The 25,223-nt window shown below is 54.1% G+C and carries 20 protein-coding genes; 13 read left to right on the top strand and 7 right to left on the bottom strand.

Annotated features, from left to right (window positions below):
- Window positions 1–236 precede the first annotated feature (236 nt).
- Window positions 237–1,292 (top strand): DNA polymerase IV, encoded by a 1,056-nt coding sequence (dinB, locus tag AAIE03_RS13515; RefSeq protein ID WP_014593005.1) that lies wholly within the window; start codon window positions 237–239, stop codon window positions 1,290–1,292.
- Window positions 1,293–2,557: 1,265 nt separating this feature from the next.
- Here dinB and AAIE03_RS13510 read toward each other — a convergent pair.
- From AAIE03_RS13510 to pepD, 6 genes are all read right to left on the bottom strand, one after another.
- Window positions 2,558–3,625, bottom strand: coding sequence for a sugar ABC transporter substrate-binding protein (locus tag AAIE03_RS13510; protein WP_014593006.1), 1,068 nt, complete (start codon window positions 3,623–3,625; stop codon window positions 2,558–2,560).
- Between the two features lie 30 nt (window positions 3,626–3,655).
- Window positions 3,656–4,657, bottom strand: a complete 1,002-nt coding sequence (locus AAIE03_RS13505; protein WP_015700892.1) for an ABC transporter permease — start codon at window positions 4,655–4,657, stop codon at window positions 3,656–3,658.
- Window positions 4,654–6,159 carry a sugar ABC transporter ATP-binding protein gene (locus AAIE03_RS13500; protein WP_028714853.1) on the bottom strand — a complete coding sequence of 502 codons (1,506 nt, stop codon included), beginning with the start codon at window positions 6,157–6,159 and terminating at the stop codon, window positions 4,654–4,656. The genes AAIE03_RS13505 and AAIE03_RS13500 overlap by 4 nt, the downstream gene beginning before the upstream one ends.
- 313 nt (window positions 6,160–6,472) lie before the next feature.
- Window positions 6,473–7,444: a threonine ammonia-lyase gene (locus tag AAIE03_RS13495; RefSeq protein WP_013024776.1), complete on the bottom strand. Its 972-nt coding sequence runs from the start codon at window positions 7,442–7,444 to the stop codon at window positions 6,473–6,475.
- A 27-nt stretch (window positions 7,445–7,471) separates the two neighbouring features.
- Entirely contained in the window at window positions 7,472–8,464 is a 993-nt protein-coding gene (locus AAIE03_RS13490; RefSeq protein WP_014606500.1) for an ornithine cyclodeaminase family protein, read from the bottom strand.
- 273 nt (window positions 8,465–8,737) lie between these two features.
- Complete coding sequence (gene pepD, locus AAIE03_RS13485; protein WP_013024779.1) at window positions 8,738–10,195, bottom strand: beta-Ala-His dipeptidase; 1,458 nt, start codon at window positions 10,193–10,195, stop codon at window positions 8,738–8,740.
- Window positions 10,196–10,447: 252 nt separating this feature from the next.
- On the opposite strand from pepD, the gene gpt reads away from it, so the two are divergent.
- From gpt to crl, 3 genes are all read left to right on the top strand, one after another.
- Window positions 10,448–10,906 (top strand): xanthine phosphoribosyltransferase, encoded by a 459-nt coding sequence (gene gpt, locus AAIE03_RS13480; protein WP_014606498.1) that lies wholly within the window; start codon window positions 10,448–10,450, stop codon window positions 10,904–10,906.
- A 115-nt stretch (window positions 10,907–11,021) separates the two neighbouring features.
- On the top strand, window positions 11,022–12,275 hold the full coding sequence (gene frsA, locus AAIE03_RS13475; RefSeq protein WP_019106680.1) for an esterase FrsA: 1,254 nt from the start codon (window positions 11,022–11,024) through the stop codon (window positions 12,273–12,275).
- 119 nt (window positions 12,276–12,394) lie between these two features.
- On the top strand, window positions 12,395–12,796 hold the full coding sequence (gene crl / locus AAIE03_RS13470) for a sigma factor-binding protein Crl (RefSeq protein ID WP_015700889.1): 402 nt from the start codon (window positions 12,395–12,397) through the stop codon (window positions 12,794–12,796).
- A 218-nt stretch (window positions 12,797–13,014) separates the two neighbouring features.
- On the opposite strand, the gene ompC is transcribed toward crl, so the two are convergent.
- Window positions 13,015–14,148 (bottom strand): porin OmpC, encoded by a 1,134-nt coding sequence (gene ompC / locus AAIE03_RS13465; RefSeq protein ID WP_042677580.1) that lies wholly within the window; start codon window positions 14,146–14,148, stop codon window positions 13,015–13,017.
- Between the two features lie 351 nt (window positions 14,149–14,499).
- Between ompC and proB the strand changes: the two genes are divergently transcribed.
- From proB to fdnG, 9 genes are all read left to right on the top strand, one after another.
- Complete coding sequence (proB, locus tag AAIE03_RS13460; protein WP_041457496.1) at window positions 14,500–15,603, top strand: glutamate 5-kinase; 1,104 nt, start codon at window positions 14,500–14,502, stop codon at window positions 15,601–15,603.
- 9 nt (window positions 15,604–15,612) lie between these two features.
- Window positions 15,613–16,866: a glutamate-5-semialdehyde dehydrogenase gene (proA, locus tag AAIE03_RS13455; protein WP_498563037.1), complete on the top strand. Its 1,254-nt coding sequence runs from the start codon at window positions 15,613–15,615 to the stop codon at window positions 16,864–16,866.
- Window positions 16,867–17,225: 359 nt separating this feature from the next.
- Window positions 17,226–17,945: a LexA family transcriptional regulator gene (locus AAIE03_RS13450; RefSeq protein ID WP_029569687.1), complete on the top strand. Its 720-nt coding sequence runs from the start codon at window positions 17,226–17,228 to the stop codon at window positions 17,943–17,945.
- Between the two features lie 422 nt (window positions 17,946–18,367).
- Window positions 18,368–18,646 (top strand): transcriptional antitermination N peptide, encoded by a 279-nt coding sequence (locus tag AAIE03_RS13445; protein WP_013024787.1) that lies wholly within the window; start codon window positions 18,368–18,370, stop codon window positions 18,644–18,646.
- Window positions 18,647–18,842: 196 nt separating this feature from the next.
- A complete protein-coding gene (locus AAIE03_RS13440) occupies window positions 18,843–19,310 on the top strand; it encodes a lysozyme family protein (RefSeq protein ID WP_013024788.1) in 468 nt (155 codons plus the stop codon).
- A complete protein-coding gene (locus AAIE03_RS13435; RefSeq protein WP_013024789.1) occupies window positions 19,307–19,654 on the top strand; it encodes a DUF7940 domain-containing protein in 348 nt (115 codons plus the stop codon). Before AAIE03_RS13440 ends, AAIE03_RS13435 begins: the two co-directional genes overlap by 4 nt.
- Window positions 19,651–19,941: a hypothetical protein gene (locus AAIE03_RS13430; RefSeq protein ID WP_013024790.1), complete on the top strand. Its 291-nt coding sequence runs from the start codon at window positions 19,651–19,653 to the stop codon at window positions 19,939–19,941. Before AAIE03_RS13435 ends, AAIE03_RS13430 begins: the two co-directional genes overlap by 4 nt.
- A 199-nt stretch (window positions 19,942–20,140) precedes the next feature.
- On the top strand, window positions 20,141–21,889 hold the full coding sequence (locus AAIE03_RS13425) for a putative phage tail protein (RefSeq protein WP_014593017.1): 1,749 nt from the start codon (window positions 20,141–20,143) through the stop codon (window positions 21,887–21,889).
- Between the two features lie 274 nt (window positions 21,890–22,163).
- The gene (gene fdnG / locus AAIE03_RS13420) at window positions 22,164–25,214 is read left to right on the top strand and encodes a formate dehydrogenase-N subunit alpha (RefSeq protein WP_498563036.1); all 3,051 of its coding nucleotides are present in this window, start codon (window positions 22,164–22,166) and stop codon (window positions 25,212–25,214) included.
- The last annotated feature ends 9 nt before the right edge of the window (window positions 25,215–25,223 follow it).

Here is a 25,223-nt window from a genome sequence, read left to right as displayed (position 1 = left end):
CCTTGAAGTGAAGAAGAACAATGGCGCGGTAAGTGCGCCTCTGTTTGCATTATCGGAACTTTCCGCTACCGCAGCGCAACATTAAACATTGTGTGTTTTTTTAGCAATACAGCGCAGAGCAAAATGTCCATTTCTTTGATGGAATAGCGCTGAAAATTTGTAAAGTTTGTTAGCAACTGCAAGAAATATTGCACAAGTCTCTTCTGACTGTATACTTATCCAGTACTGGAGGGGCGATGCGTAAGATCATTCATGTCGATATGGACTGCTTTTTTGCTGCAGTGGAAATGCGTGATGACCCTTCATTACGTGATATTCCCATGGCCATTGGCGGCAGCCGCGATCGCCGCGGCGTGATCAGTACCGCTAACTATCCGGCACGTAAATATGGCGTGCGCAGTGCGATGCCGACCGGTATGGCATTAAAGCTTTGCCCCCATCTGCGTTTATTGCCCGGGCGCTATGAAGTCTATAAAGAAGCCTCCAGCCAGATTCGCGCCATCTTTTCCCGTTTTACCTCCCTTATTGAGCCGCTGTCGCTGGATGAAGCCTATCTGGACGTTACCGACAGCACGCACTGCCAGGGCTCTGCCACGTTGATCGCCCAGGAGATCCGCGCCACTATTTTTCGCGAAACGCAGCTTACCGCCTCGGCGGGCATCGCACCGATCAAGTTCCTTGCCAAGATCGCCTCCGATTTAAATAAGCCGGATGGTCAGTACGTCATCACGCCTGCGCAGATGTCTGACTTTTTGCTGGCATTACCCTTGGCAAAAATCCCCGGCGTGGGGAAAGTCTCGGCAAAAAAGTTGGAAGAGATGGGCCTGCACACCTGCGCCGACGTGCAAAATGCCGATTTGGCACTGCTGCTAAAACGTTTTGGTAAGTTTGGCCGGATATTATGGGAGCGCAGCCACGGTATTGATGAACGCGGTGTGGTGGTGGAACGCGAACGGAAATCATTAGGCGTTGAGCGTACGCTGGCTGACGATATCGACAGCTGGGAGCGCTGCCTGGAAATCATTGATTACCTCTATGCCGAGCTTGATCGGCGCCTGACGCAGATTCGCCCCGATAAGCATATTGCGCGCCAGGGCGTGAAGCTGAAGTTCAGTGATTTCCAGCAGACGACTCAGGAGCATGTCTGGCCGGTGCTAAATAAAGAAGACATGATTGCCGTGGCGCGTAAAACCTGGGATGAGCGCCGGGCGGGTCGCGGTGTGCGGCTGGTGGGATTGCATGTGACGCTGGTGGATCCGCAGCTGGAGCGGCAGCTGTTGCTGGGCATATAGGGGGAGTTCCGCCGTTGGCGGGGATGGGGTTTGCTCTGAGTATGTTCCGCCCGCCAGGCGGCAGGGAGTTTCAGCCTGCCCGTGCAGGCGGTCGGGTTAAGGGGCTCGCGCCAGCCCCTTAACAATCCCGGCGTCCGGCAGCCGCCGCTGTTCCTTCGTCGTTTGCTGCGGCCTGACGGACCGTCCGGATGCGCCCTCCCTGGCGCAGCCGTCCTCGTCGCGGCGTCCCTGCCGCGCCGTCCTGGCCTTCGCTCTCTCCTCAGCGCGGCGGATGCCTCAGGAAAACCCCCGCCTGTGGGATTTTGTTCTTTTTTTTGTGCGGCTTTGCCTGGGGCCTGCCAGGTGATAAGTCCACGGTTTTGCTCCGAGAATGTTCCGCCCGCCAGGCGGTGGGGAGTTTCAGCCTGTCCATGCAGGCGGTCGGGTTAAGGGGCTTGCGCCAGCCCCTTAACAATCCCGGCGTCCGGCAGCCGCCGCTGTTCCTTCGTCATTCACTGCGGCCTGACGGACCGTCCGGATGCGCCGTCCCTGGCGCAGCCGTCCTCGTCGCGGCTTCCGTGCCGCGCCGTCCTGGCCTTCGTTCTCTCCTCAGCGCGGCGGATGCCTCAAGCAAACCCTCGCCTGTGAGGGCGTGTATTTTTCCCAAAGGCCTGCTTTGCCTGTTATTAACATGCGCAATCAGAACTGAAGACAGGAAGGCCTGACGAAAATGAAAAAATGAACAGCAATAAGCTGTGATGCTTTTCTGGCATCTGAAGCGACGCGGAAAGTAGTTTTGGCACAGGTATCAAAGCGGTGGAGTGGGCCGGCCTTCCCACTCGCTGAGCGGATGCAGGATTTCCGGATGAGCCGACAGGACGTCGGCGAAAGTCAGGCCGCGCCAGGGATGGCGCGTCCTGGCGGTCCGGCAGAAATCCTGAAGCAGCGAAGGGACCGCGCAGCGGCGGGTGGGCAGGACGGGAGCCCGGGGTCAAGGGGCCGCGGTGACTGGCGGCCCCTTGTCGGTCGCCCGCATGGGGCGAGCTGAAACTGCCTGCCGCCTGGCGAGCGAAACCTTCCCGGAGCTTTATGACTGGACGCCGCTCAGGCTGTAAAGCCGGGAGCCCGGGGTCAAGGGGCCGCGGCGACTGGCGGCCCCTTGTCGGTCGCCCGCACGGGGCGAGCTGAAACTGCCTGCCGCCTGGCGAGCGAAACCTTCTCGGCGCTTTGTGACTGGACGCCGCTCAGGCGGCAAGCCTTAACCACCCCTGTTCGGCGACGAACACCTACTTCTTATATTTCGCTTCCAGCGTCGCAAACCACGGCTGGACGAAATCCTCATTACTGCCCCAGCCTGGAATAATCTTGTTCAGCGACGCCACGTTCACCGCACCTGGATGGCTGTTGAGCGCCTGCTGAGAAATCGACGCGGCTTTGAATTCATACGTCGCTGGGGTGGTTTCACCGGCAATCTTGTTCGCCACCAGGCGCATATTTACGGCTCCGATGGTTTTAGGATCGACCGCGACGGTCTGTACCCACGGGCTGCCTTTCTGACGCATCAGCTGCAAATCCTGATTGGAGACATCAATGCTGTACAGTTTGATCTCTGTACGGCCATTCTCCTGCAGCGCTTTATAAGCGCCCTGGCTGAACGCATCCCACGCGCCCCAGATGGCATCGATCTTGCCTTTGGGGTATTTCGCCAGAATAGCGCCCACTTTATTGGCGGTGTCGCCCTGAACATCCGTTGATACCGCGCCAATCGACTCAAGTTGATGAATGCCCGGGTTCTCTTTCAGCAGTTTTTCATAAACCACCTGACGACGTTCCATCGGTGGGAAACCCGCTACCCATAATTTAACGATGTTGGCTTTACCGTTGAAATCTTTGATTAACTGTCCCAGAGACAGTTGAGCCAGAGAAGCATCATCCTGAGCTGTCACCGTAACGCCCGGAATCGGAGTATCCACCGGTGTATCAAATACCGAGACTTTAATACCAGCGTCCGCAATGCGTTTTACCAGCGCGCTGGCGTATGGCGCTTTGCCATGTGACAGAACAATACCGTCGTATTTCTGGCTGATGGCCTGATTCACGAAATCCTGAAAGCGCGCATCGTCGCCGTTGCTGAGAAACGTACTGACTTTAAAGCCCAACTGGCGGCCTTGTTGAATCGCCCCCGCAACAAACTGCGTGGTGTTGTCGTCTGAGCCAAGGTTACGGATAACCGCAATACGGATCGGCCCTTCATGGTTAGCGATAGCGGCAGGAACGGGCGTAACGGTGTCGGCAAACGCTGCGCTGGCGTTTAGCAGGCTTAATGCCAGCAGCGAGAGTGTTATCTTTTTCATTATTCTTAACTCCAGTAAGGGGAACGCGCCTCAGCGGCGCTGAACGTACGTGATAGCCAGTGCTAAAGCCAGCACCAGCCCTTTAATAATGTCCATGGCGTAATAGGGCACGGATAACATCACCAGACCGTTTTGCAGCACGCCAAGAATAACGGCACCAAGTAGCGTACCCAGCGCATTCGGTTTACCTGAACCGGCAAGGGATAAGCCGATCCAGGCCGCAGCGACGGCATCCATCAGATAACCGCCGCCCGCATTCACCTGCGACGATCCAATGCGTGAGGCCAGCAGAATACCGCCCAGCCCCGCTAACAATGAGGCGATAACATAGGCCAGTACGCGATAACGCGTGGTACGAATACCCGAAAGTCTGGCGGCTTCGGGATTACCGCCCAACGCGTACATGCGGCGACCGTGCTTTGTCAGGGATAGCGCCAGCTGTGCAACGATCGTGACAACCAACATGATAATGACGATGGTGGGCACCTGGCCCAGCAGGTTAAAGGTTGCCGGAATTGTGCCCTCAGCCATGTCGCCGCTGGGCAACACCATATTTTCCGTAATCGAGCCACCAAAGCTGTAGGTCATTGCCACGCCCTGAATCACAAACAGGGTGGCGAGTGTTGCCAGCATGTCGGGAATACGCAGCACCACGATCAGGAAGGCGTTGAACAGGCCGACCAGCGTACAAAGGGCCAGCGTAATCGCGATAGCCGCCGTCGTATCAAAGCCGTACCAGACGAATAACGAAATCACCAGGGCGTTTGCCAGTGAGGCGGTCGAACCAACGGAAAGATCGAAGCCGCCCACGGTCAGCGACACGGAAACGCCCACCGCGATAACGGTCACGATGGCGATGGATCGCAGGATATTAATGATATTGTTCGGCTCCAGAAAACTGTCGGATGCCAGACCAAAGGCTGCGATCAATATCACTACCGTCAGCAGCATGCCCCACTTGTACAGGAAATCGAACAGTTGATGGCGCAGCGAGGAAGACGCTGCATTCAGGGATAAGTCTTTACTGCTCACGCAGGGGTTCCTCCGGTGGAATAGAGCAAAAGTGTCTCTTCTGTGGCTTGCCGTCCCTCTAACTCCGCCACAATACGTCCATCCCAGAGCACACAAATACGGTCGCATAAGCCGACCAGTTCAGAAAATTCGCCAGAGGCGTAAATTATGCCTTTGCCTTCATGGGCAAGGTTGCTGATCAGCGTGAACAGCTCCGTTTTGGCTTTAACGTCCACGCCTTTCGTGGGTTCATCAAAAATCAGTACGTCGGCGTTGTTGCGTAACCACTTGCCTATCGCCACTTTTTGCTGATTACCACCTGAGAGACGACGCAACTGCTGCGCCGGGCCTGTCGTACGTACGCTGAGACGACGGATAACCTCCTCTGCCCAGCGCCAGGCCTGACGATGACCAAACAGGCTCCAGCGGGAAAAACTGTCGTCTGCGCTGATACTCAGGTTCATCGCCACCGATTCATCAATGAAAATGCCTTCTTTGCGACGCTCTTCGGGCACCAGGGCCATGCGCTGTTGCACCGAGTCGTGTGGCGATCGCGGTTTCCAGCGTTTACCGTGCAGTTCACCGCCTGAAACACGGCTCTTACTGGCACCGAACAGCGCCTTGCAGAGTTCGGTTTTCCCTGCACCGGCCAGACCGGCAATGCCCAGAATCTCGCCTTTGTGCAGGCGCAGCGAGATATCCTGTAGCAGGTGTTCATCATGCAAACCCTCCACCGCCATGAGCACGGACTGCGGCTGAAAGGGGCGACGCGGGGGATAAATATCGGTTAACGGATGCCCCAGCATTTTTTCAACAATCTGCTCACCGCTCAGCGAAGCCATCGGGGCGCTTTCGATCAGCCGTCCATCGCGCAGCACCGTCAGGCGATCGCAAATGGCTTTCAGCTCGTGGATGCGGTGAGAAATAAACACCACGCCAATGCCGCTGGTCTGCAGGCGACGGACCACGGCGAACAGGCGTTCGCTCTCGTGCTGGTCTAGCGGCGCAGTGGGTTCATCGAGGATCAGAAAGCGGCAGTGATGCGACAGGGCTCTCGCCAGCAGAATTTGCTGCTTCTCCGCCAGCGAGCAGCGCTCTACCGGGCGTTTAACATCTATGCTGGCATCCAGTTGGGCCAGCAGTTGGCGCGCCTGGCGACGAATATCGCCCCAGCGAAAGCCGTGGCCGGGCTCGGCCAACTGATCCAGCAGAATATTTTCGGCGACGCTTAATTGCGGCACCAGCGCCACATCCACCTCCTGCTGTACGAGGTGAATGCCCAACTGCTTCGCGTCTCGCGGGCTGCGAATCGACACCGGTTTACCGTCCAGCAGAATCTCGCCGCTGTAGTGACTGTGGGCGCCCGAGAGCACCGCCATCAGCGTAGACTTACCGGCACCATTGGCCCCGGTCAGAGCATGAACCGAGTGGCCTTCACTCTGAAAATCCACCGACGTTAACGCGGCAAATCCGCCAAAATCGATGGAGATGTTACGCATCTCAAGGCGATTTAAAGCACGCATTGCAGGGATCTCCATTAAAGTCACTGACCACATTTTTTCCTGAAGCATCAGGCACGGCAACAGCCGAAAGCGCATAAGTTAGCACAGAAACTTATTAGCCATCCAGACATCTGGACATAATGGCGGCTAAAGCTGGGGAAGCGCAGTAAGTTGGTGATTTAGCGGCAGGAAGTGGGCTTACTCCAGCGGATTATGCTGCGCAGGCACCAGGAACGCTGTGACGCGCTTTCACTCATCAGGAAAGAATGCGCGCGCGCTGGGATGCTGAAGGCCAACGTGACCCGGTTAATCTTTAATACGGGGGCAGGGCAGGTTATTTGAATGCGTAAACCTCGGCTAAGTCGGCCAGATCCCAGTTTCCCCCAGTGAGCAGCACACACACTTTCTCGTCGGGTTGCAGGCTAACCGATCCCGCCAGTAGCGCACCGAGACCGATTGCGGCGGCCGGTTCCGCAATCAATTTTGCATCCCTCGCAAGCACGCGCATGCCCTGAATAATATGTTCTTCATCCACCACAATAATCTCGTCGACGTACCTCTCAATAATGGGGTAGGGATTACGTCCCGGTACGCTAATTCTTAAGCCGTCAGCGATGGTGTTGAGCAGCGGAAGGGAGGTGGGCTGCTGGTTGATCCGGCTTTGATAATATTTCGGCGTCAGGGCTGGCTCAGCCCCAATGACCCTGACAGCGGGGCGAGATTCTTTGATGGCCGTGGCGACACCGGAAAGAAGCCCGCCACCGCCCAGCGGCACGATCACGGTATCCACATCCGGTAAATCATTCAGTATTTCGCAGCCGATCGTGCCCTGACCGGCCATAACCATCGGATCTTCAAAGCCATGCACCACCGCATAGTTGTTTAGCTCGGCAATCTCATAGACTTTTTTCCAGCGCGAGGCGTTGTCGCCATCGAAGAGAATAATCTCCGCACCCAGGGCCCGGGTGTTCTCGATTTTGATTTTCGGCGTCGTTACCGGCAACACCAGAACCACTTTCACGCCCAGCATGCTGGCCGCATACGACAGGCCCTGCGCATGATTGCCTGATGAACTTGAAATAATGCCGTGGGCAAAGGCTTCAACGGGCAGGGAAAGCACTTTATTTAACGCACCGCGAATTTTAAACGCGCCGGTAATTTGCAGCGTTTCCGGTTTGAGATAGAGCTGGCAGCCCACCTGTTTTTCAATTTTCTCAGCGCGCAGCAAGGGTGTGTGGCGAATATGGGCGGCAATGCGCTGTTGCGCTTCGTGAATATCTTGCAGGGTAGGATACTGACGCGTCATAGCGGTTACCTTCGTCTGGACGAAAAATTATTCAAAAAACGCAAAACGGGTTCCGACGCCTTTTTCAATCGCTTTGCGGTAAATTTTACCGGCGGTCGTGTTGTCCTGGATGGACAGTCCGGTGGAGTCAAAAAAGGTAATTTCCGCCTCGTTCTCTCTGCCCGGTTTATTGCCCAGCAAGATTTCACCTATCTCAGCATGAATCGCGTTTTCACTGATGATGTTTCTGTCCAGCGCGTGCCAGGTTTCCCCTTTCTGCGTGCACTGGGTCAGGGAATCGACAACGATTTTTGCCCGGCTGAAAATCTGCGGATCGAACTCCTGCTTGCCGCGCTGGTCGGTGCCGATGGCGATGATATGGGTGCCGGGCTTGATCCAACTGGCTTCGACCAGCGGCCCTTTGCCTCGGGTGGTGGTAATGACAATATCGGCTTGCTCCACCGCCGCCTGACAGCTCTCAGCCACAATCACCGGAATGCCAAACGCGCTTTCAATATCCTTTTTAAAGGCAATACGGGTTGCTGGCGTTCGGCTCCACGCATGAATCTCCTCAATTTGCATTACCCTGACAATGGCGCTGATCTGCATCCTGGCCTGATTGCCGGTGCCTATCATCGCAATTTTTTTTGCCCCGGCGCGCGCCAGCGCCTTCACAGAAACGGCACCCGAGGCGCCGGTTCGCAGGCCGGTAATCAGGCTGCCGTCCATGACGCAGCACAGCGCACAGCTACGGGCATCAAATAAAATTACCGTTCCCATGCCGCCCGGCAGGCCATATTCCACCGGATTCTGGGGAAAAGGACCGGAGGAAGCCTTCATCGAAATCAGTTCACTGGTTTTGTAATAACTGGTTTTGAAGTCGATTTCCCCTCCCGCTTCGGGGAGATGCAGGCCAATATAATCCGGCTGTTCCACCAGGTTGCTGTTGAACGCTTTGTAGGCTTCTTCTACGGCCTCAATGACGTCGTCGGTGCTGATGAGCTGACGGACTTCCTGTTTGGTAAGCAATAACGTATTCATGCACCCTCTCATTGCGCAGTGAAGAAGGCCTCTCCGTCACACAAAAGGCATGATGCCGTGGCCGGAGGCAGTTTGGCTAATGCGCATTATTGCATCGGCGGTGCAACAGAAAATGTCAATTTGCGGGTGGAATAAACGCATTTAGCTGTTTTAGCGAGCGATAGCGAAAGCGCATGCTAAGTCAGTGCCGGGTAGCGAGGGAGGGGGCCAAAAGGGGCAATAAAAAAGGGTTTATGATGAACATAAACCCTCAGAGACGTTATCGCGCTGGAATTACTTTTCGGGCACCACGTTCAGCAGCGTCGTCAGCAGTTTCCAGTAAAGACCGACGCTCTCGATGTGCACCTGCTCATCGGGTGAGTGGGGACCGGTGATCGTTGGGCCAATTGAAACCATATCCATGTCAGGATAAGGCTTTTTGAACAGACCACATTCCAGGCCTGCGTGAATAACCTGAATGTTAGGCGTCTTGTTGAACAGTGCCATGTAGGTTTCACGGGTCAGTGCCATAATGGGCGAATCTGCATCTGGCTGCCAGCCAGGGTAGCCGCCTTTCGGCTTCGTTTGCGCGCCTGCCAGCTGACCCAGTGAGGTTAACATCTGCACAACGTAATCGCGGCCGGTATCGATCAGCGAACGAATCAGGCAGTTAATTTCTGCTTTATCTGCCTCCATCGTGACCACGCCGACGTTCAGTGAGGTTTCAACCACGCCTTTGGCAACGTCAGAGTTACGGATCACGCCGTTTGGCGTGCTGTTCAGCAAATTCAGAAAGCGATCGCGGCTCTCTGTCGTCAGCGCATCACCCTGATGGGCAACCGGCTCGCTGACAAAGGCGATGTTTTTCTCTTTCACGCCGTGTTCATTTTGCAACGCAGCCAGGAAGCTGGCGGCTGCCGATTTCAGGTTGTCCACTTTGCTGCTGTCAACAGACACGGTCGCAAAGGCTTCACGTGGAATCGCGTTACGCAGCGTTCCCCCGGTGAACGTCACCAGACGTAAATCCAGCTCTGCGGCATGGGCGGCAAGGAAACGAGCCAGTAACTTGTTGGCATTCCCCAGGCCCATATGAATATCTGCGCCGGAGTGGCCGCCACGCAAACCTTTCAGCGTAAGCTTCAGGGTTTCGCTACCAGCCGGAACGGCTTCACGAGTCAGGGGGAGCGTGGTGATAAAGTCGATACCGCCTGCGCAACCCATGTAGATCTCACCTTCTTCTTCCGAATCGGTGTTGATCAGAATATCGGCCTGCAACCAGCCTGGCTGTAAGCCAAACGCGCCATCCATGCCGGTTTCTTCGGTCATGGTCAACAAGACTTCCAGCGGGCCGTGAGTCAGGCTGCTGTCCGCCAGGACGGCCAGCGCAGACGCCATGCCAATGCCGTTATCGGCACCCAGCGTCGTGCCGCGCGCTTTCACCCATTCGCCATCAACATAAGGCTGGATAGGATCTTTGGTGAAGTCGTGAACGGTATCGTTGTTTTTCTGCGGCACCATATCAAGGTGAGCCTGCAGCACCACCGGGGTGCGCTTTTCCATCCCCGGGGTGGCTGGTTTACGGATCAGAATATTGCCTACCTGATCGCGCTCACACCAGAAACCTTGTTCTTTAGCCCAGCCAACGATATAGCTTGCCAGTGCTTCTTCATGAAAAGAAGGATGCGGAATAGAGCAGATCTTAGCGAAAAAATCCCACAGTGGCTGTGGAGAGAGTTGAGACAATTCAGACACGACAAGTCTCCTGTGTCAGTGCGCCGGCCAGGCCGGACATTGCGAAGTTCCAGTGAAAGATCGCCGTCAGTATACCGACGAGATAGGGCGAGAATATCACTGTTTCTCACCCGGTGTGATATTCAACGCGTTAAAAAGCCGCAACCAGAAGCCAGGTGCTGGTTTTTAGCGCGTCATGTCCTTATAATCTCGCGCAACCTTTTCCCCGTTGCACATTTTTTAAGCCACACTGACTGGCTGGGATACCTATTTATGAGCGAAAAATACGTCGTTACCTGGGACATGCTGCAGATTCATGCCCGTAAACTGGCTCAACGCCTGCTTCCTGTTGAACAGTGGAAAGGCATCATTGCAGTCAGCCGCGGCGGTCTGGTACCGGCTTCGCTGCTGGCACGTGAACTGGGTATTCGCTATGTCGATACCGTTTGTATTTCCAGCTACGATCACGATCACCAGCGCGAAATGAAAGTGTTAAAGCGCGCTGAAGGCGATGGCGAAGGCTTTATCGTAATTGACGACCTGGTTGATACCGGCGGCACCGCACAGGCCATTCGCGAAATGTACCCAAAAGCCCGTTTCTGCACCATTTTTGCTAAGCCTGCGGGCCGTGAGCTGGTTGACGATTATATCGTTGATATCCCTCAGAACACCTGGATTGAGCAGCCATGGGACATGGGCGTGGTCTATATTCCGCCGATTGTAAAAAGCTGATTGATGTAACACAAACAACGCCCGGTTTTCCGGGCGTTGTGCTTTCTGCGCCTCGCGAGTTGTTTTGCAGTACAGTACACTTACTTACCGCTGTTAATGCTGTCAGAGAGGTAATATGCCTGGCAAAAACCTGAGCGTTGAGCTGTTCAAGCCTCGTTTTAAACACCCTGAAACCTCGACCCTGGTGCGACTGCGTCGTCACGCCACACATGAGGTGCATTCTGCGCTGGATGGGGACAGCCAGCGTGGCTGGTACCGGATGCTTAATAAGCTGATGTGGGCCTGGCGTGGTTTGCCCTCCCAGGAGATTAGCGAGGTGCTGGCGCGAATCGCCATCAGCGATGTTGAGCACACCAATTCGGCGCTGCTGGATACGGTCATCGGTTACCGTAACGGTAACTGGAACTACGAGTGGAGCAGGCAGGCGGGCATCTGGCAGCAGCGGGCACTTGACGCGAACACCGACGAACACGATCGGTCTGGTCACGACTGGTTACATGCGTCGCATCTCTACAGCGTGGCGGCGTATCCTTATATAAAAGGCGATGAGCTGGCCGATCAGGCGCAGACGCTGGCCAGCCGCGCTTATGAAGAGGCAACTCAACGGCTACCCGGAGAGCTTAAAACGCTCACCTTTCCGATTCAGGGCGGCAGCCCGGTAAGCGGCTTTTTGCATATGCCGTCCGGCGTGGACGCGCCTTATCCCACCGTCATGTTTTGCGGCGCGCTGGATTCGCTACAAACCGATCATTATCGTCTGTTCCATGACTATCTGGCACCGCGTGGCATTGCCATGCTCACGCTGGATATGCCTTCCGTGGGCAATTCGATGAAGTGGAAGCTCAGCCAGGATACCAGCTTTCTGCATCAGCAGGTCCTGCGTGACCTGACCTCTGTCCCCTGGATCGATCACACACGCGTTGCCGCGTTGGGCTTTCGCTTTGGTGCCAATGTGGCGGTCCGTCTGGCCTATCTCGAATCACAGCGGCTTAAAGCCGTGGCCTGTCTGGGACCGATCGTACACAGTCTGCTGACGCAGGCTCCTCTGCAGAACAAAGTGCCGGATATGTATATGGATATGCTTGCCAGCCGACTCGGCATGACGGGCACCACGGACAGCGCATTGCGGGCGGAACTGCTTAGCTACTCCCTGAAAAATCAGGGCTTGCTGGGGCGCAGAACCTCAACGCCAATGTTGTCCGCCTACTGGACAAACGATCTCTTCAGCCCGGAAGAGGAAAGCAAATTAATCGCTAACTCCTCGTCGCAGGGTAAGGCCTTGTTAATTCCGGTAAAACCGGTGATCGCCAGTTTTGATAAGGCACTTAATGAAATCAGCGACTGGCTGGCACAACGTTTGCAAAGATAGCTGGCAAAATTTGCCGTGTTTGCTACAACTACTAGCTGGAATCATTCGGATCGTCGAAAGACAGAGCAGCATGGCTGCTACGGTTCGGAATATAAAGCCTGTCCTTATGGAGAATTAGCATGACGTTACCGAGTGGCCATCCCCGCAGTCGCCTGCTTAAACGCTTCACGGAACTGGGACCTTACATCCGTGATGGAAAGTGTAGTGAAAACCGTTTTTTCTTCGACTGCCTGGCTGCCTGCGTGAATGTAAAACCTGCGCCCGAACTGCGTGAGTTCTGGGGCTGGTGGATGGAGTTGGAAGCGCACGCCGATCACTTTACCTACGTTTATCACATCGGCCTGTTTGACAAAGAAGGCGACTGGTCTGTCGCTACGATCAAGGGCAAAGATAACAACGCCCGCGTGGAAGAAACGTTACGTAATTTCCACGGCCGTCTCAAAGAGATGCTGAAAGAGTTTGAACTGGATCTGGTGCCTGCCAGTGATTTTGATGAAAAACCGGTAAAACTCAGCGCCTGACATCAGGCCCCTGCGAGGGCCTTTTTTGTACCCGCCTCAGGCAGCCAGAGTATCTGCAGGCAGACAGAGTCATGGGGCGACAGGAAAAGGAAAGGGCGAGTTTTGCAACTCGCCCTTTTAGCAGACACATTCACATTGAGGGTAAAGCACTAAGCCTCTCCATAGCGCGGGCCGTCATTCCCTCGACAGTCCCTCTCGCCAGGCAAGACTCAGATTCATCAGAACTGGTAGGTCAGGCCAACAGCAACAACGTCATCGTTGTTAAGCGCCAGCTTGTTGTCTTTATCCAGTTGGTTAATTTTGTAATCAACAAAGGTCGACATGTTTTTGTTGAAGTAGTAGGTCGCGCCCACGTCGATATATTTAACCAGGTCTTCGTTGCCGATACCGTTTTCGATATCTTTGCCTTTGGTCTGCACGTAGCCAATGGATGGACGCAGGCCGAAGTCAAACTGATACTGCGCAACCAGTTCCAGGTTTTCTGCTTTGTTGGCAGAGCCTGAAACGGAGCCGCCCGCGACGCGGTTGGTTCCACTGATTGGCGTCATATTGCGCGTTTCGGTGTAAATCGCTGCCAGGTAAACACTGTTGGCGTCATATTTCAGACCGGTGCCCCACGAGGTGGCTTTATCGCCGTGACCATATGCGCCTGCCTGCTGGGCATTGGTACGGTCAGAAGAGGTAATCGCACCGAGCACGCTCACGCCTGAATCAGCAATGGTATAACCCAGTGATGCGCCATAGCCGTCGCCATTCTGACGACTTGTATCGATGGCGTTATTCGTTCCTAAGCCACGAGTGTTCGCGCTCTTGTCATCATTTTTACCCTGATACTGAAGAGCAAACTTCAGACCGTCCACCAGACCAAAGAAGTTGGTGTTACGGTAGGTCGCTACGCCAGTAGCGCGCTGTGCCATAAAGTTGTCGGTACGTGCCGTGCCGTCACCACCAAATTCCGGGAAGACGTCAGTCAGAGACTCAACGTCATACAGCACGCCGTAGTTGCGGCCGTAGTCAAATGAACCGTACTGAGAGAATTTCAGACCGGCAAAGCCCAGACGAGTTTTGTTGTTCTGGTTAGCATCACTGCCTTCAGAGTTATTTGCCTTGTACTCATATTCCCACTGGCCGTAGCCGGTCATCATATCGTTAATCTGCGTCTGGCCTTTAAAACCAATACGCACGTAAGATTTATCGCCGTTAGCACCGGCATTGTCGCTGAAGTAATGCTCGGCTTTAACCTTGCCGTAGAAATCCAGCTTGTTACCATCTTTGTTATAAACTTCAGCGGCCTGCGCAGCAGAGGTCAGGGCCAGAGCAGATACCACGATTGCCAGTGTACTTTTCTTCATTTGCTATCAATCCCAATGAGTAAAATTTTTTTGTCCTCAACGTCTTCCTGTTACAGGCATGGCTGCCTTTATTCTCCGGCTGCTCAGTGAACAGGCCGGGGGGCATTCAGTTGCCGCCTTGTTACAACAAGAAAACTTTTGAGGCATCAATGAAAAAGTTTGTAAAACACGGACTTTTTACCGATCAACGATGAACTTTTTATGACAATTTTGATGTTTTGTTGTTAACAGGGAACTTTTGGTCTAATTGACGCTCTGCGAAATTTGCAGTTTTTCCCTTACTGGCTGTTGGCTTCCCTCACTGCACCTGTTAAAAAGTCGGTTCACAGAAATTTTTTACGGCAGGACAACATGAGTGGCAGTCAGACCCTTGTGGTCAAATTGGGTACCAGCGTTCTTACCGGCGGTTCGCGTCGGTTAAACAGAGCGCACATGGTGGAATTAGTGCGTCAGTGCGCGCAACAGCACGCCGCCGGCCATCGTATTGTGATTGTGACCTCCGGCGCGATGGCGGCCGGTCGTGAGCATCTGGGGTACCCCGAACTGCCGCCTACCATCGCCTCAAAGCAGCTGCTAGCTGCGGTGGGGCAAAGCCGTCTTATTCAACTGTGGGAACAGCTGTTTTCCATCTACGGCATTCATATCGGTCAGATGTTACTGACTCGCGCCGATATGGAGGATCGTGAACGCTTTCTTAATGCGCGCGATACTTTGCGTGCCTTGCTGGATAACAACATCGTGCCCGTCATCAATGAAAATGACGCGGTTGCCACCGCTGAAATCAAAGTGGGTGACAATGACAACCTGTCTGCGCTGGCAGCCATGCTGGGTGGGGCAGACAAGCTGCTCTTACTGACCGACCAGCCGGGGCTGTTTACTGCCGATCCGCGTAATAATCCAGAGGCGGAATTAATCAGCGATGTGCATATTATCGATGATGCGTTGCGCGCCTTAGCGGGCGGCAGCGTGTCCGGACTGGGAACGGGCGGAATGTCGACCAAACTGCAGGCCGCAGACGTTGCCTGCCGCGCCGGTATCGATGTGATTATTGCTGCAGGCAGCCGCAGCGGCGTCATTAGCGATGTCATTGCGGGCAAGCCGGTGGGCACCCTGTTTCATGCGCAGCAAACGCCGCTTGAAAACCGCAAACGCTGGATTTTTGGTGCCCCGCCAGCAGGCGAAATTACCGTGGACGACGGCGCGCTTGCCGCCATTATCGAGCGCGGCAGCTCACTGCTGCCAAAAGGTATCCGCGAGATTCAGGGCAATTTCTCCCGTGGAGAAGTCATCCGTATCCGCAGCCTGCAGGGGCGCGATATCGCCCACGGCGTTTCGCGCTATAACAGCGACGCGATGCGCATGATCGCAGGGCATCATAGTCAACAGATAAGCGAAATTCTGGGCTATGAGTACGGGCCGGTTGCGGTACATCGTGACGATATGATCGTCAGCTAAGGAACAGATATGCTTGAAGAAATGGGAAAGGCGGCGCGTGCCGCAGCCTGGGCGATGGCGGACCTGTCCGCAGCCGAAAAAAATCAGGTTTTGCTCACGATTGCTGACCGACTTGAAGCAGAAAGTGAGATTATTTTAACGGCGAATGAGCAGGATCTGGCCGAGGCGCGACAGAACGGTATGAGCGCCGCGTTGCTCGATCGTCTGACCTTAACGCCGGCGCGTCTCAGCGCGATTGCCAACGATGTCCGCCAGGTCTGCCAGTTAGCCGATCCGGTCGGGCAGGTGATCGATGGCGGCCAGCTGGACAGTGGGCTGCGCATTGAGCGCCGTCGGGTGCCGCTGGGCGTGATCGGAGTGATTTATGAAGCGCGTCCAAACGTTACCGTGGACGTCGCCAGCCTGTGCCTGAAAACCGGCAACGCCGCGATTCTGCGCGGCGGGAAAGAAACGTGGCGCACCAATGCAGCGACGGTGCGGGTGATTCAGACTGCCCTTCAGCAGCACGGTTTACCGGCGGCGGCGATTCAGGCGATCGAGAATCCGGATCGTGAGTTAGTCAATCAGCTACTCAAACTGGATCGGTATGTGGATATGCTGATCCCGCGCGGGGGGGCCGGCCTGCATAAGCTCTGCCGGGAAAATTCTACTATCCCGGTGATCACCGGTGGAATCGGGGTTTGCCATATTTATATCGATGACACCATGGACATTGCCCCTGCACTGGACATCATCGTCAATGCCAAAAAACAGCGTCCGAGCGCCTGTAATTCGCTTGAAACGCTGTTGATTGACGCCGCGATTGCCGATCGTTTTCTACCGGCTTTTACTGCGCGCATGGCCGAAGAAAATATCCCCTTACATGCTGATGCCAATGTTCTGACGCGGCTGCAACAGGGGCCTGCCAGCGTAACGGCCGTGAAAGCGGGCGACTATGACGATGAGTGGCTGTCGCTCGATCTGAACGTCAAACTGGTCGCTGATATGGATGAGGCGATTGCGCATATCCGTATGCATGGCACCCAACATTCCGACGCTATCCTGACGCGTAGCACCAAGAATGCGGCCCGCTTTGTGAAGCAGGTGGACTCTTCTGCGGTGTACGTCAACGCCAGTACACGTTTTACCGACGGCGCACAGTTCGGTCTGGGCGCAGAAGTTGCCGTCAGTACGCAAAAACTGCACGCCCGCGGCCCTATGGGGCTTGAAGCGCTGACCACCTACAAATGGATTGCCTGGGGTGATGACATCCTGCGTGCATAACTGCATTTTTTAAAATAAAACGGGGGCCTGTTCAGGCTCCCGTTTTTTTTATGCTGCTTTTTCCGCGCCACTCAATGGTAGAGTCTTGCGTTTTTTGATGCGTTTTTAAGCCGTCAGAATGATATTGATCGACCAGGACGATTCAGTAGCCTGGCCTTTTTTTACAAAGAATGACTGAAAAGTGAGACTGCACGCGGCTTGCCGACGCATTTTGTGGTTCGCTGTGCGGTGATAGGGTGACAAATAATCAGAAATGCTAAGTCATGCTGTTAGGTAGTAAACTGACGGTAATATAAAATGAACTGGTAGCAAAAATGAAAAGAACATTCAGCGCCTCTTTCACGGTCAATTATTAACTAATGGTTAAAAAAGAAAGTACCAGACAAGCTTTCACCGCCAGGCTGATTGCAGCCTGCGAAAGTGCGGGCATTACTGGACACGGACGCAATAAACAGGTCGCCTGTGCGTTACAACGCCAGGGTTGCAAGATTTCAGCACCGGGCGTGTGGAAATGGTTCAACGCGCAGTCCGTACCCGATAATGGCAATTTACTCGCGCTCAGCCAGTTACTGGGCGTCAGGGTTGAGTGGCTGCAACACGGTATGGATCAGCCTCCGGAATCCTATCCCCTTCACGCATTTCCCGGCCCAAAAAACACCTTTCGCGTGAACAGTTTTGATTTAGGGCAAAAGTCAGCGGTAGGCGATGATTTTGTCGAAATCATTCAGGCCATTGAATACGATCAGGATGAGGCCCGGGTTCTGTTCAGCGGCCGTCCTGCCGACCATATCCGGCTCATTGCCATAAACAGCGATGCCATGTCCGATACCTTTGGCCCGCGCGATCAGCTGTTTGTTGACATAAGCGTTCAGAATTTTGACGGAGACGGTATCTACATTTTTACGTTGGATGAGCAGCTGTATCTCAAGCGTCTGCAGCTGCAACACAAAAGAATTGCCGTCATATCGGACAACAAACGTTACGAAACCTGGTATCTCGACAGAGACGATGTCGAGAGTTTAAACGTACTGGCTAAAGTCATTATGAGTCAGGCCCGGCAGTATCATATTCTGGGATAGGCCATCCAGCAGGCCCGCCCGCATACTCTGCAAAAAAATAATCGGCCTAAATTCAAAAAGTTAACTTACAGTTAAAAATAAATTAACTGGTGGTATTTGATAAAGCATAAGAACCTGTTAATAATTTGAACATGGATGAAACAACGTGTTACCTCATGGATGAAACGCTCTTAAACAATTGAGGCGCTGCACAAGCGCGAATCAACCCCCCCAAAAGCTAATGGGCTTTGGGATGGGGTGGATGCGCCTGATGCAGCGTCGTCAGATGCCGCCTGTTCCCTTTTGATGACCCTTCCACCTGACTGATTAATCAGCCGGGAGGTGCGCCTGCGAACAGCATTCAGCGACATTCGAGCCTGTTCTTCAGACCCAAAATACTCGCCTGCCACCCTATCGCCAAAGACTCATTCACAGGAGGAGTTATGGCGATAATTCACTATGGCAAAAGCGTTTTCATCGGCAACGCACGTACCCGCCGTCATCAGCGGCGTCAACCTCTCAACCGTCTCAAACAAAGCATCGACGATGCGCTTAACTACCCACCCGAACCCCGACCTTTGCGACGCGCTGAACAAATTTGTCAGCGGCAGGTTACTTCTGTGGTTGACCGCGCGGTAAGCGCGCCCCAGCGGAGAAGCAAAGAGATTTCAGGTTTTGATAACTGCTGTCTGCCCCATGTTCACCTTTACGCGGTTCGCTGAACGCGGCGACCGTCACCGATCCACTGCCTGTAGCAGGCCGCGCCTTCCTCCCTTCCTGTGCCTGATTTTTAGGCAAAACGTTAGTGCTGCTGCATTTTTTACCGTTCTGCCGTTGCGTTTATCGCTGGCACTAATCAGTTTGCTTTATGTTTTTTCATGGTGGATGGGCTGCCTGCATCATCACTGAGGAGTTTTTATGAGCCAGATTATTGCAATACTGAATTTCGAAGAAGGTTACGCCGAAATGCCCTATCTCGATTCACTGGGGTTTCCTACGGTTGCCGGAGGGATTCGTATCGGACCAAAAGGGGCGTCATTAAGTAACTATGTGCTGCGGGTGCCGCGTCGGGTGGGCGATGTGTGGAAACAGTGCATTCTGGAAAACAAAATCACGGATATGCAAAGTCGCGCTCCCCTGAAGCAGGCGCTGGCAAAGTGCAATGACGCACGAACCGATGTGTTGATGAGCATGGCATACCAACTGGGCGTTGACGGAGTTTTGCAGTTTAAAAATATGCTCAGTGCCATCACGCGTGAGCATTTTACGGAGGCGGGCGATGCCATGCTCAACAGTCTCTGGGCCCGGCAAACCCCCGGGCGCGTCAGGCGTCATGCTGAAGTCATGCGTAGCGGTAACTATGACATCTACCGGGGGCTGCTATGAGATGGTTATTTTTCATCATTGCCGTGCTGACCGTCATCATTATTTTGCTGCTGATGCAGCGTTTCACCACGTTGCAGTTCGTTTCCCATGCCAAATTGTTATTTAAAACCTGGTCTGTATGGCTGGCTTCGCTGGGGTCAATGCTCAGCGCCTGGGTCCAGTCATTTCCGTCGTCTGCCCTCAGTGCGTGGCAAACGCTGCCTGACGATGTGAAGAGCATCCTTCCCCACAATTACCTTGGTCTCATTGGCGCCTTTATGGTGGCGATGGGCGTCATTGCGCAATTTGTTCGCCAGAAAAACCTGCTGAATGAAAAGCGCCAGAGCAAAGAGGAGGCATCATGACGTTTTTTTCTCTGTTTACCAGCGGCTGGCACGGGCTGGCGGCGATGGGTGCACTGATCATCGCCGTCGTTGCCAGCTACGTCGGAGGTAAGAAAATCGGCAAGGTGCAACAGCAAGCCCGGTCGGAAGCCGACAGCGCCAGGCAAGAGGCAAATCGCATGGCGAATGTTACTCATCAACAGCAACGCAATAGTGAGGAGGCGAAGCGTGTGGCGACTGATAACCTTAATCTTGATGACGCTGCTGCTCGCGACAAGCTGCAGCAGTCCAAATATCACCAACCCTGAGCCCATCATTTATCGCGATTCAGCCTGCATCCTCTTTTCCCCGATTTATACCCATGGCGATGACGCCAATAAGGCCGACATTCGCACCGTGCGCGCCATTAACAGCCATAACGATTTATGGGATGTCCTGTGTGGTCATTCCGCTGCCGAAGATTCTTTAACCTTCTGATTTACAGCCTATTATCCTGAGGAGGATATCATGATTGAAGTTAACTCATTTGCTGAGCTTCGTACGACCATGCCGTCAAAACCAGGTGAAATTGCCGTACTGAAACGCTACTACGATAAAGATTCCAGCTTTCGTGGCGGCGGCGATTTTGTGGGGTTTACCGGCACCACGATTTTAAAAGATGATGGCGGTACGGTAGCCATAGGAAACGGCTTCTACTGGAAGCGTTCAATCAACGATCCGCGAGAAGTGAACATCCTGCATTTTGGGGCCAAGGGCGATGGCGTCACGGATGACACCGATGCGTTTAAACGTATTCTCGGCTGGTCACAAACTTACAGCCAGAACATGAAGGGATTGCCGGTACGTTTCCCGGGCGGGCGTTTTCTGATTATGCCCATGGATCTGAGCAATGCAGAAATCCCGTTCTTTGGCCTGGCCGGGGACGATCTGGCGCTAGGTTCTCTGCCCGGCACCACCATCGTGTCAGATAAAAGTGCCAATACCCTGTTCAAAGTTCAGGCACGGCGCACCACCATTCGTGGGATTACCTGGGACGGACAGGCCACGGCGGATACCGTCACCAACACGGCCACCATTACCCCTGAAATGTGCAGCAATGTTCAGCCGTTTTTTGAAAACAGTTGTATGGCAGGGCAAATCGTTAATATCAGCTGTTTTCGCGGGCAGCGCAGCGGTGGAACCATCTTTAAGCTGCAGGACACGCTCGACAGTAAGTTTGAGCAAATCTATACCAATACCACCTACTCGCGCGTTTTCGATATCGGCTGGTCAGGTTCCCCCAAAGGCGTCTGGGATCACTCTACGGCCGTTGAGTTATGCAATGCGAATTTCCAGACGGGCTATGGTGATGCCACGCTGTATATGCCGCGTATGACGCAGGCGATTATGCGTAACGTCTGGATTGAACATACGCGCAATCCCGGCGATCTGTCTGATGGCGGCTGGACCATCGATACGCTCAACGTCGAGAACTGCAGTACGCCATTAATACTGAACAACGCCCGCGTGGTAATGCGTCATATTAACCTGCAGTCAGGTTCAAAGCTCAGCCAGGACCTTGTGGCAGGCAAGTGGCTTTCTACCTTCGAGTATGGCTATCGACGTGACGAGAACTTCGGCACTTTCATGAGCGGTTCGCTGCGGGCCGGGTACTTTAGTGGCTATAAGGTGGTGAACAATACGGAGACGGATAACTGGTATCGTCTTGGGCAGGTATTTTTCCCGGCGCCCAATCAACAGTGGGTCATTGAGTTGATCGGTAAAGCGGATAACACCACGCCTTCAGGTACGGCAGGCTCGCCCGTCAATATGCCCGGCACGGGCAAGACCTGGATCAACCTGCAGCGGCTGGATACGGTCTGGGCAGATGCCTGCCATATGGGGCAGCCTGCGGTGATGGACATTCGCTATAACCGTGTGGGAACCACCTATGCCGGTATCTGGGTTAAGCTGCGAGCCAACAGTGGTGAAACCATGTTTAACCTGAAAACCACCGGTCCGACGCGCTTTGATACGGGTTCCTGTTCCCTGTTTCAGAGTGACCTGTCCCTGGTGGATGACGTATCGAAAGTGGGCACGCTTAAGCCTGCCGCACGCTTTGGGTTACATAATGGTGTCGCGGGCGTGGGCGCCAATGAAAAAGGCGTGGTAACCCTCGCCACGGCGGCGGGGTCGCCGACCAATAAAACAACGCCGACGGGTTTTGTGCTCATCAATATTAACGGTACCGATCGTAAAGTCCCTTATTACGATTAACGTTGGCAATCCTACGCGAGGCTTCGGCCTCGCTTTTTTTGCTTTAAGCGCAGTACCTGTCTCTTCCGCCGCTCTTTGGTTTGATGGGGATCTGAATGCCTGCCGGATATGACGCAAACGGTCTCAAAGTCAGTTTTGATCAAAGCTGAGATCAAGCTCAACAAATAGAAGATTGCGCTACATCAATAACCCTACACAGTTAATGGTTTCTGGGGTTGAATAACCTTATAGTCTGTGCAACTTTTCGTTGTTGCTATTTCACTCTGGAGGCTAGATGGAACTCAGCCGAAGAAAACTTTTTCGCATCTGCGCAGGCGGCCTGGCCGGTACCACTGTTGCATCTCTCGGATTTTTATCCTCTTTCTCTTTGCACGCAGAAGTCCGTCAATACAAGCTGATAAAAGCGAGAGAGACACGTAATAACTGTACTTACTGCTCTGTTGGCTGCGGCATGTTGATTTACAGCCTGGGCGACGCCGCTAAAAACGTGAGGGAAAGTATCTACCACGTAGAGGGCGATCCCGATCATCCGGTCAGCCGTGGCTCGCTCTGCCCGAAAGGGGCGGGGGTGCTGGATTATATTCACAGTGAAACCCGTCTGCAGTACCCCGAGTATCGTGCGCCGGGATCAAACACCTGGCAGCGCATCAGTTGGGATGAGGCTATCAACCGCATTGCCCGTCTGATGAAGGACGATCGCGATGCAAACTTTATTGAGAAGAATGCCCAAGGGGTCACGGTTAACCGCTGGGCCACAACGGGCATGCTGTGCTCTTCCGCCGCCAGTAACGAGACGGGCATCCTCGATGGTAAGTTTACCCGGGGATTAGGCATGACCGCGATAGACTGCCAGGCACGTTTGTGTCACGGGCCTACGGTTTCTGCGCTGGCCCCCACGTTTGGCCGCGGTGCCATGACCAATAACTGGGTCGATATCAAAAATGCCAACGTTGTTCTGATTATGGGAGGCAATGCGGCTGAGGCGCATCCGGTGGGGTTTAAATGGGTTATTGAGGCGCAGACTAAAAATGACGCCACCGTGATTGTGGTCGATCCGCGTTTTAACCGAAGCGCCGCCGTTGCCGATATCTATGCGCCGATTCGCGCCGGTTCGGACAACGTATTCCTGCTTGGCGTCATCCGCTACCTGATTGAACACGATCGTATTCAGCATGAATACGTCCGTCATTACACCAATGCCAGCCTGCTGATTCGTGATGATTACGCGTTTGATAACGGCCTGTTCAGCGGTTATGACGCACATAAGAAGCAGTATGATAAATCCAGCTGGTTCTATCAGCTTGATGAACAGGGCCATGCGCGACGCGATGCTACACTGCGTCATCCGCGCTGTGTGTGGAACCTGCTAAAAAAACACGTCGAACGTTATACGCCAGACATGGTGAATCGGTTATGTGGGACCTCAGTCGCTGACTTCACGTACATCTGTGAAGTTCTGGCCAGCACCAGCGTGCCGGATCGTACAGCAACGATATTGTACGCGCTGGGGTGGACTCATCACTCTTCCGGTGCGCAGATCATCCGGGCGGCCGCCATGCTGCAACTGCTGCTCGGCAATATCGGCATGGCGGGCGGCGGTATCAATGCGCTGCGCGGTCACTCGAATATTCAGGGTTACACCGATCTTGGATTGCTGTCGACCAATCTGCCCGGCTACATGCCTCTGCCCTCAGAGCATCAACCCGATTATCAGACCTATATTTCACAGATCAGACCGCCTGCTCTGGGGGTGAACGAGGTGAACTACTGGCAGAACACGCCAACGTTTTTCGTCAGTATGATGAAAAGCTTCTGGGGGGAACATGCCACGGCGGAAAATAACTGGGGCTATGACTGGCTGCCCAAATGGGATCGTCTTTATGATGTGATGACGCAGGCCGAATTGATGCTAGAGGGCAAAATCAACGGTTATATTGTCCAGGGTTTTAATCCGCTTGCTGCCTTCCCCGATAAAAACAAATCGTCCCGCGCGCTTTCGAAACTCAAATTCATGGTAGTCATTGATCCGCTGGTAACCGAGTCCTCGAACTTCTGGCAATACCACGGCGAAATGAATGATGTTAAGCCAGAGGCGATCCAGACCGAAGTCTTCCGTTTACCGTCATCCTGCTTTGCCGAAGAGAACGGATCGATTGTGAATTCCGGCCGTTGGCTACAGTGGCACTGGGCGGCAGCAGAGCCACCGGGCGAGGCGTTACATGATGGTAAAATCCTTGGCCGCCTCTTTATGCGATTGCGAGAGCTTTACCAGCAAGAGGGCGGGGCTAATCCGCAGCCGTTACTCAACCTTAACTGGAATTATCGCGATCCCTGTGATCCGCCCCCCGAAGAGCTTGCCCGTGAGGCTAATGGGATGGCGCTTCAGGATCTGTATGACGCACAAGGTCGGTTAATTGCGAAAAAAGGGGAGCAGCTCAGCAGCTTTGCACAGCTTCGTGATGATGGATCCACCAGCAGTTACTGCTGGATCTACTGCGGCAGTTGGACAGCGCAGGGCAACCAGATGGCGAATCGCGACAACAGCGATCCTTATGGTTTGGGTTGTACGCCGGGATGGGCATGGTCGTGGCCAGCCAACCGCCGGATTCTCTATAACCGAGCCTCGGCCGATCCCGCGGGCAAGCCCTGGGATGCAAAACGCGCGCTGCTGCACTGGGATGGTCAAAAATGGGCAGGGATGGACGTTGCGGATTACAACCTGTCTGCGCCAGACAGCCATGTCGGACCCTTTATCATGAACCCGGAAGGCGTTGCGCGCCTGTTCTCGATCGACAAAATGAATGATGGCCCTTTCCCGGAACATTATGAGCCGATTGAGTCACCCATTGGGACTAACCCTCTGCATCCAGATATCGTCTCCAGCCCGGTGGCGCGAATTTTCAGTGACGATATTGCCAATATGGGCAAAGCCGATGCGTTTCCTTATGTCGCCACCACCTATTCCATTACCGAGCTGTTTCGCCACTGGACCAAGCATGCCCGACTTAACGCCATTGTTCAGCCTGAGCAATTTATTGAGATTGGCGAGGCTCTGGCAAATGAAAAAGGTATTGCCGCAGGAGACATGGTTAAGGTGATGTCTAAACGCGGTTTTATCAAGGCGAAAGCCGTGGTCACTAAGCGTTTGCAGACGTTAACCATCGACGGTAAACGCGTGGATACCATCGGGATTCCCTGCCACTGGGGATTTGAAGGCGCAACACGTAAAGGCTTTCTGTCCAATACGTTGACGCCATCGGTGGGTGATGCCAACTCACACACGCCAGAATACAAAGCGTTTCTGGTAAACATTGAGCGGGCGTAAGGAGGCAAC

It is taken from the genome of Pantoea sp. Ae19-2 (assembly GCF_059801205.1).
Note: the sequence above shows the minus strand (reverse complement) of the source record. Positions and strands in the feature narration are given on the sequence as shown.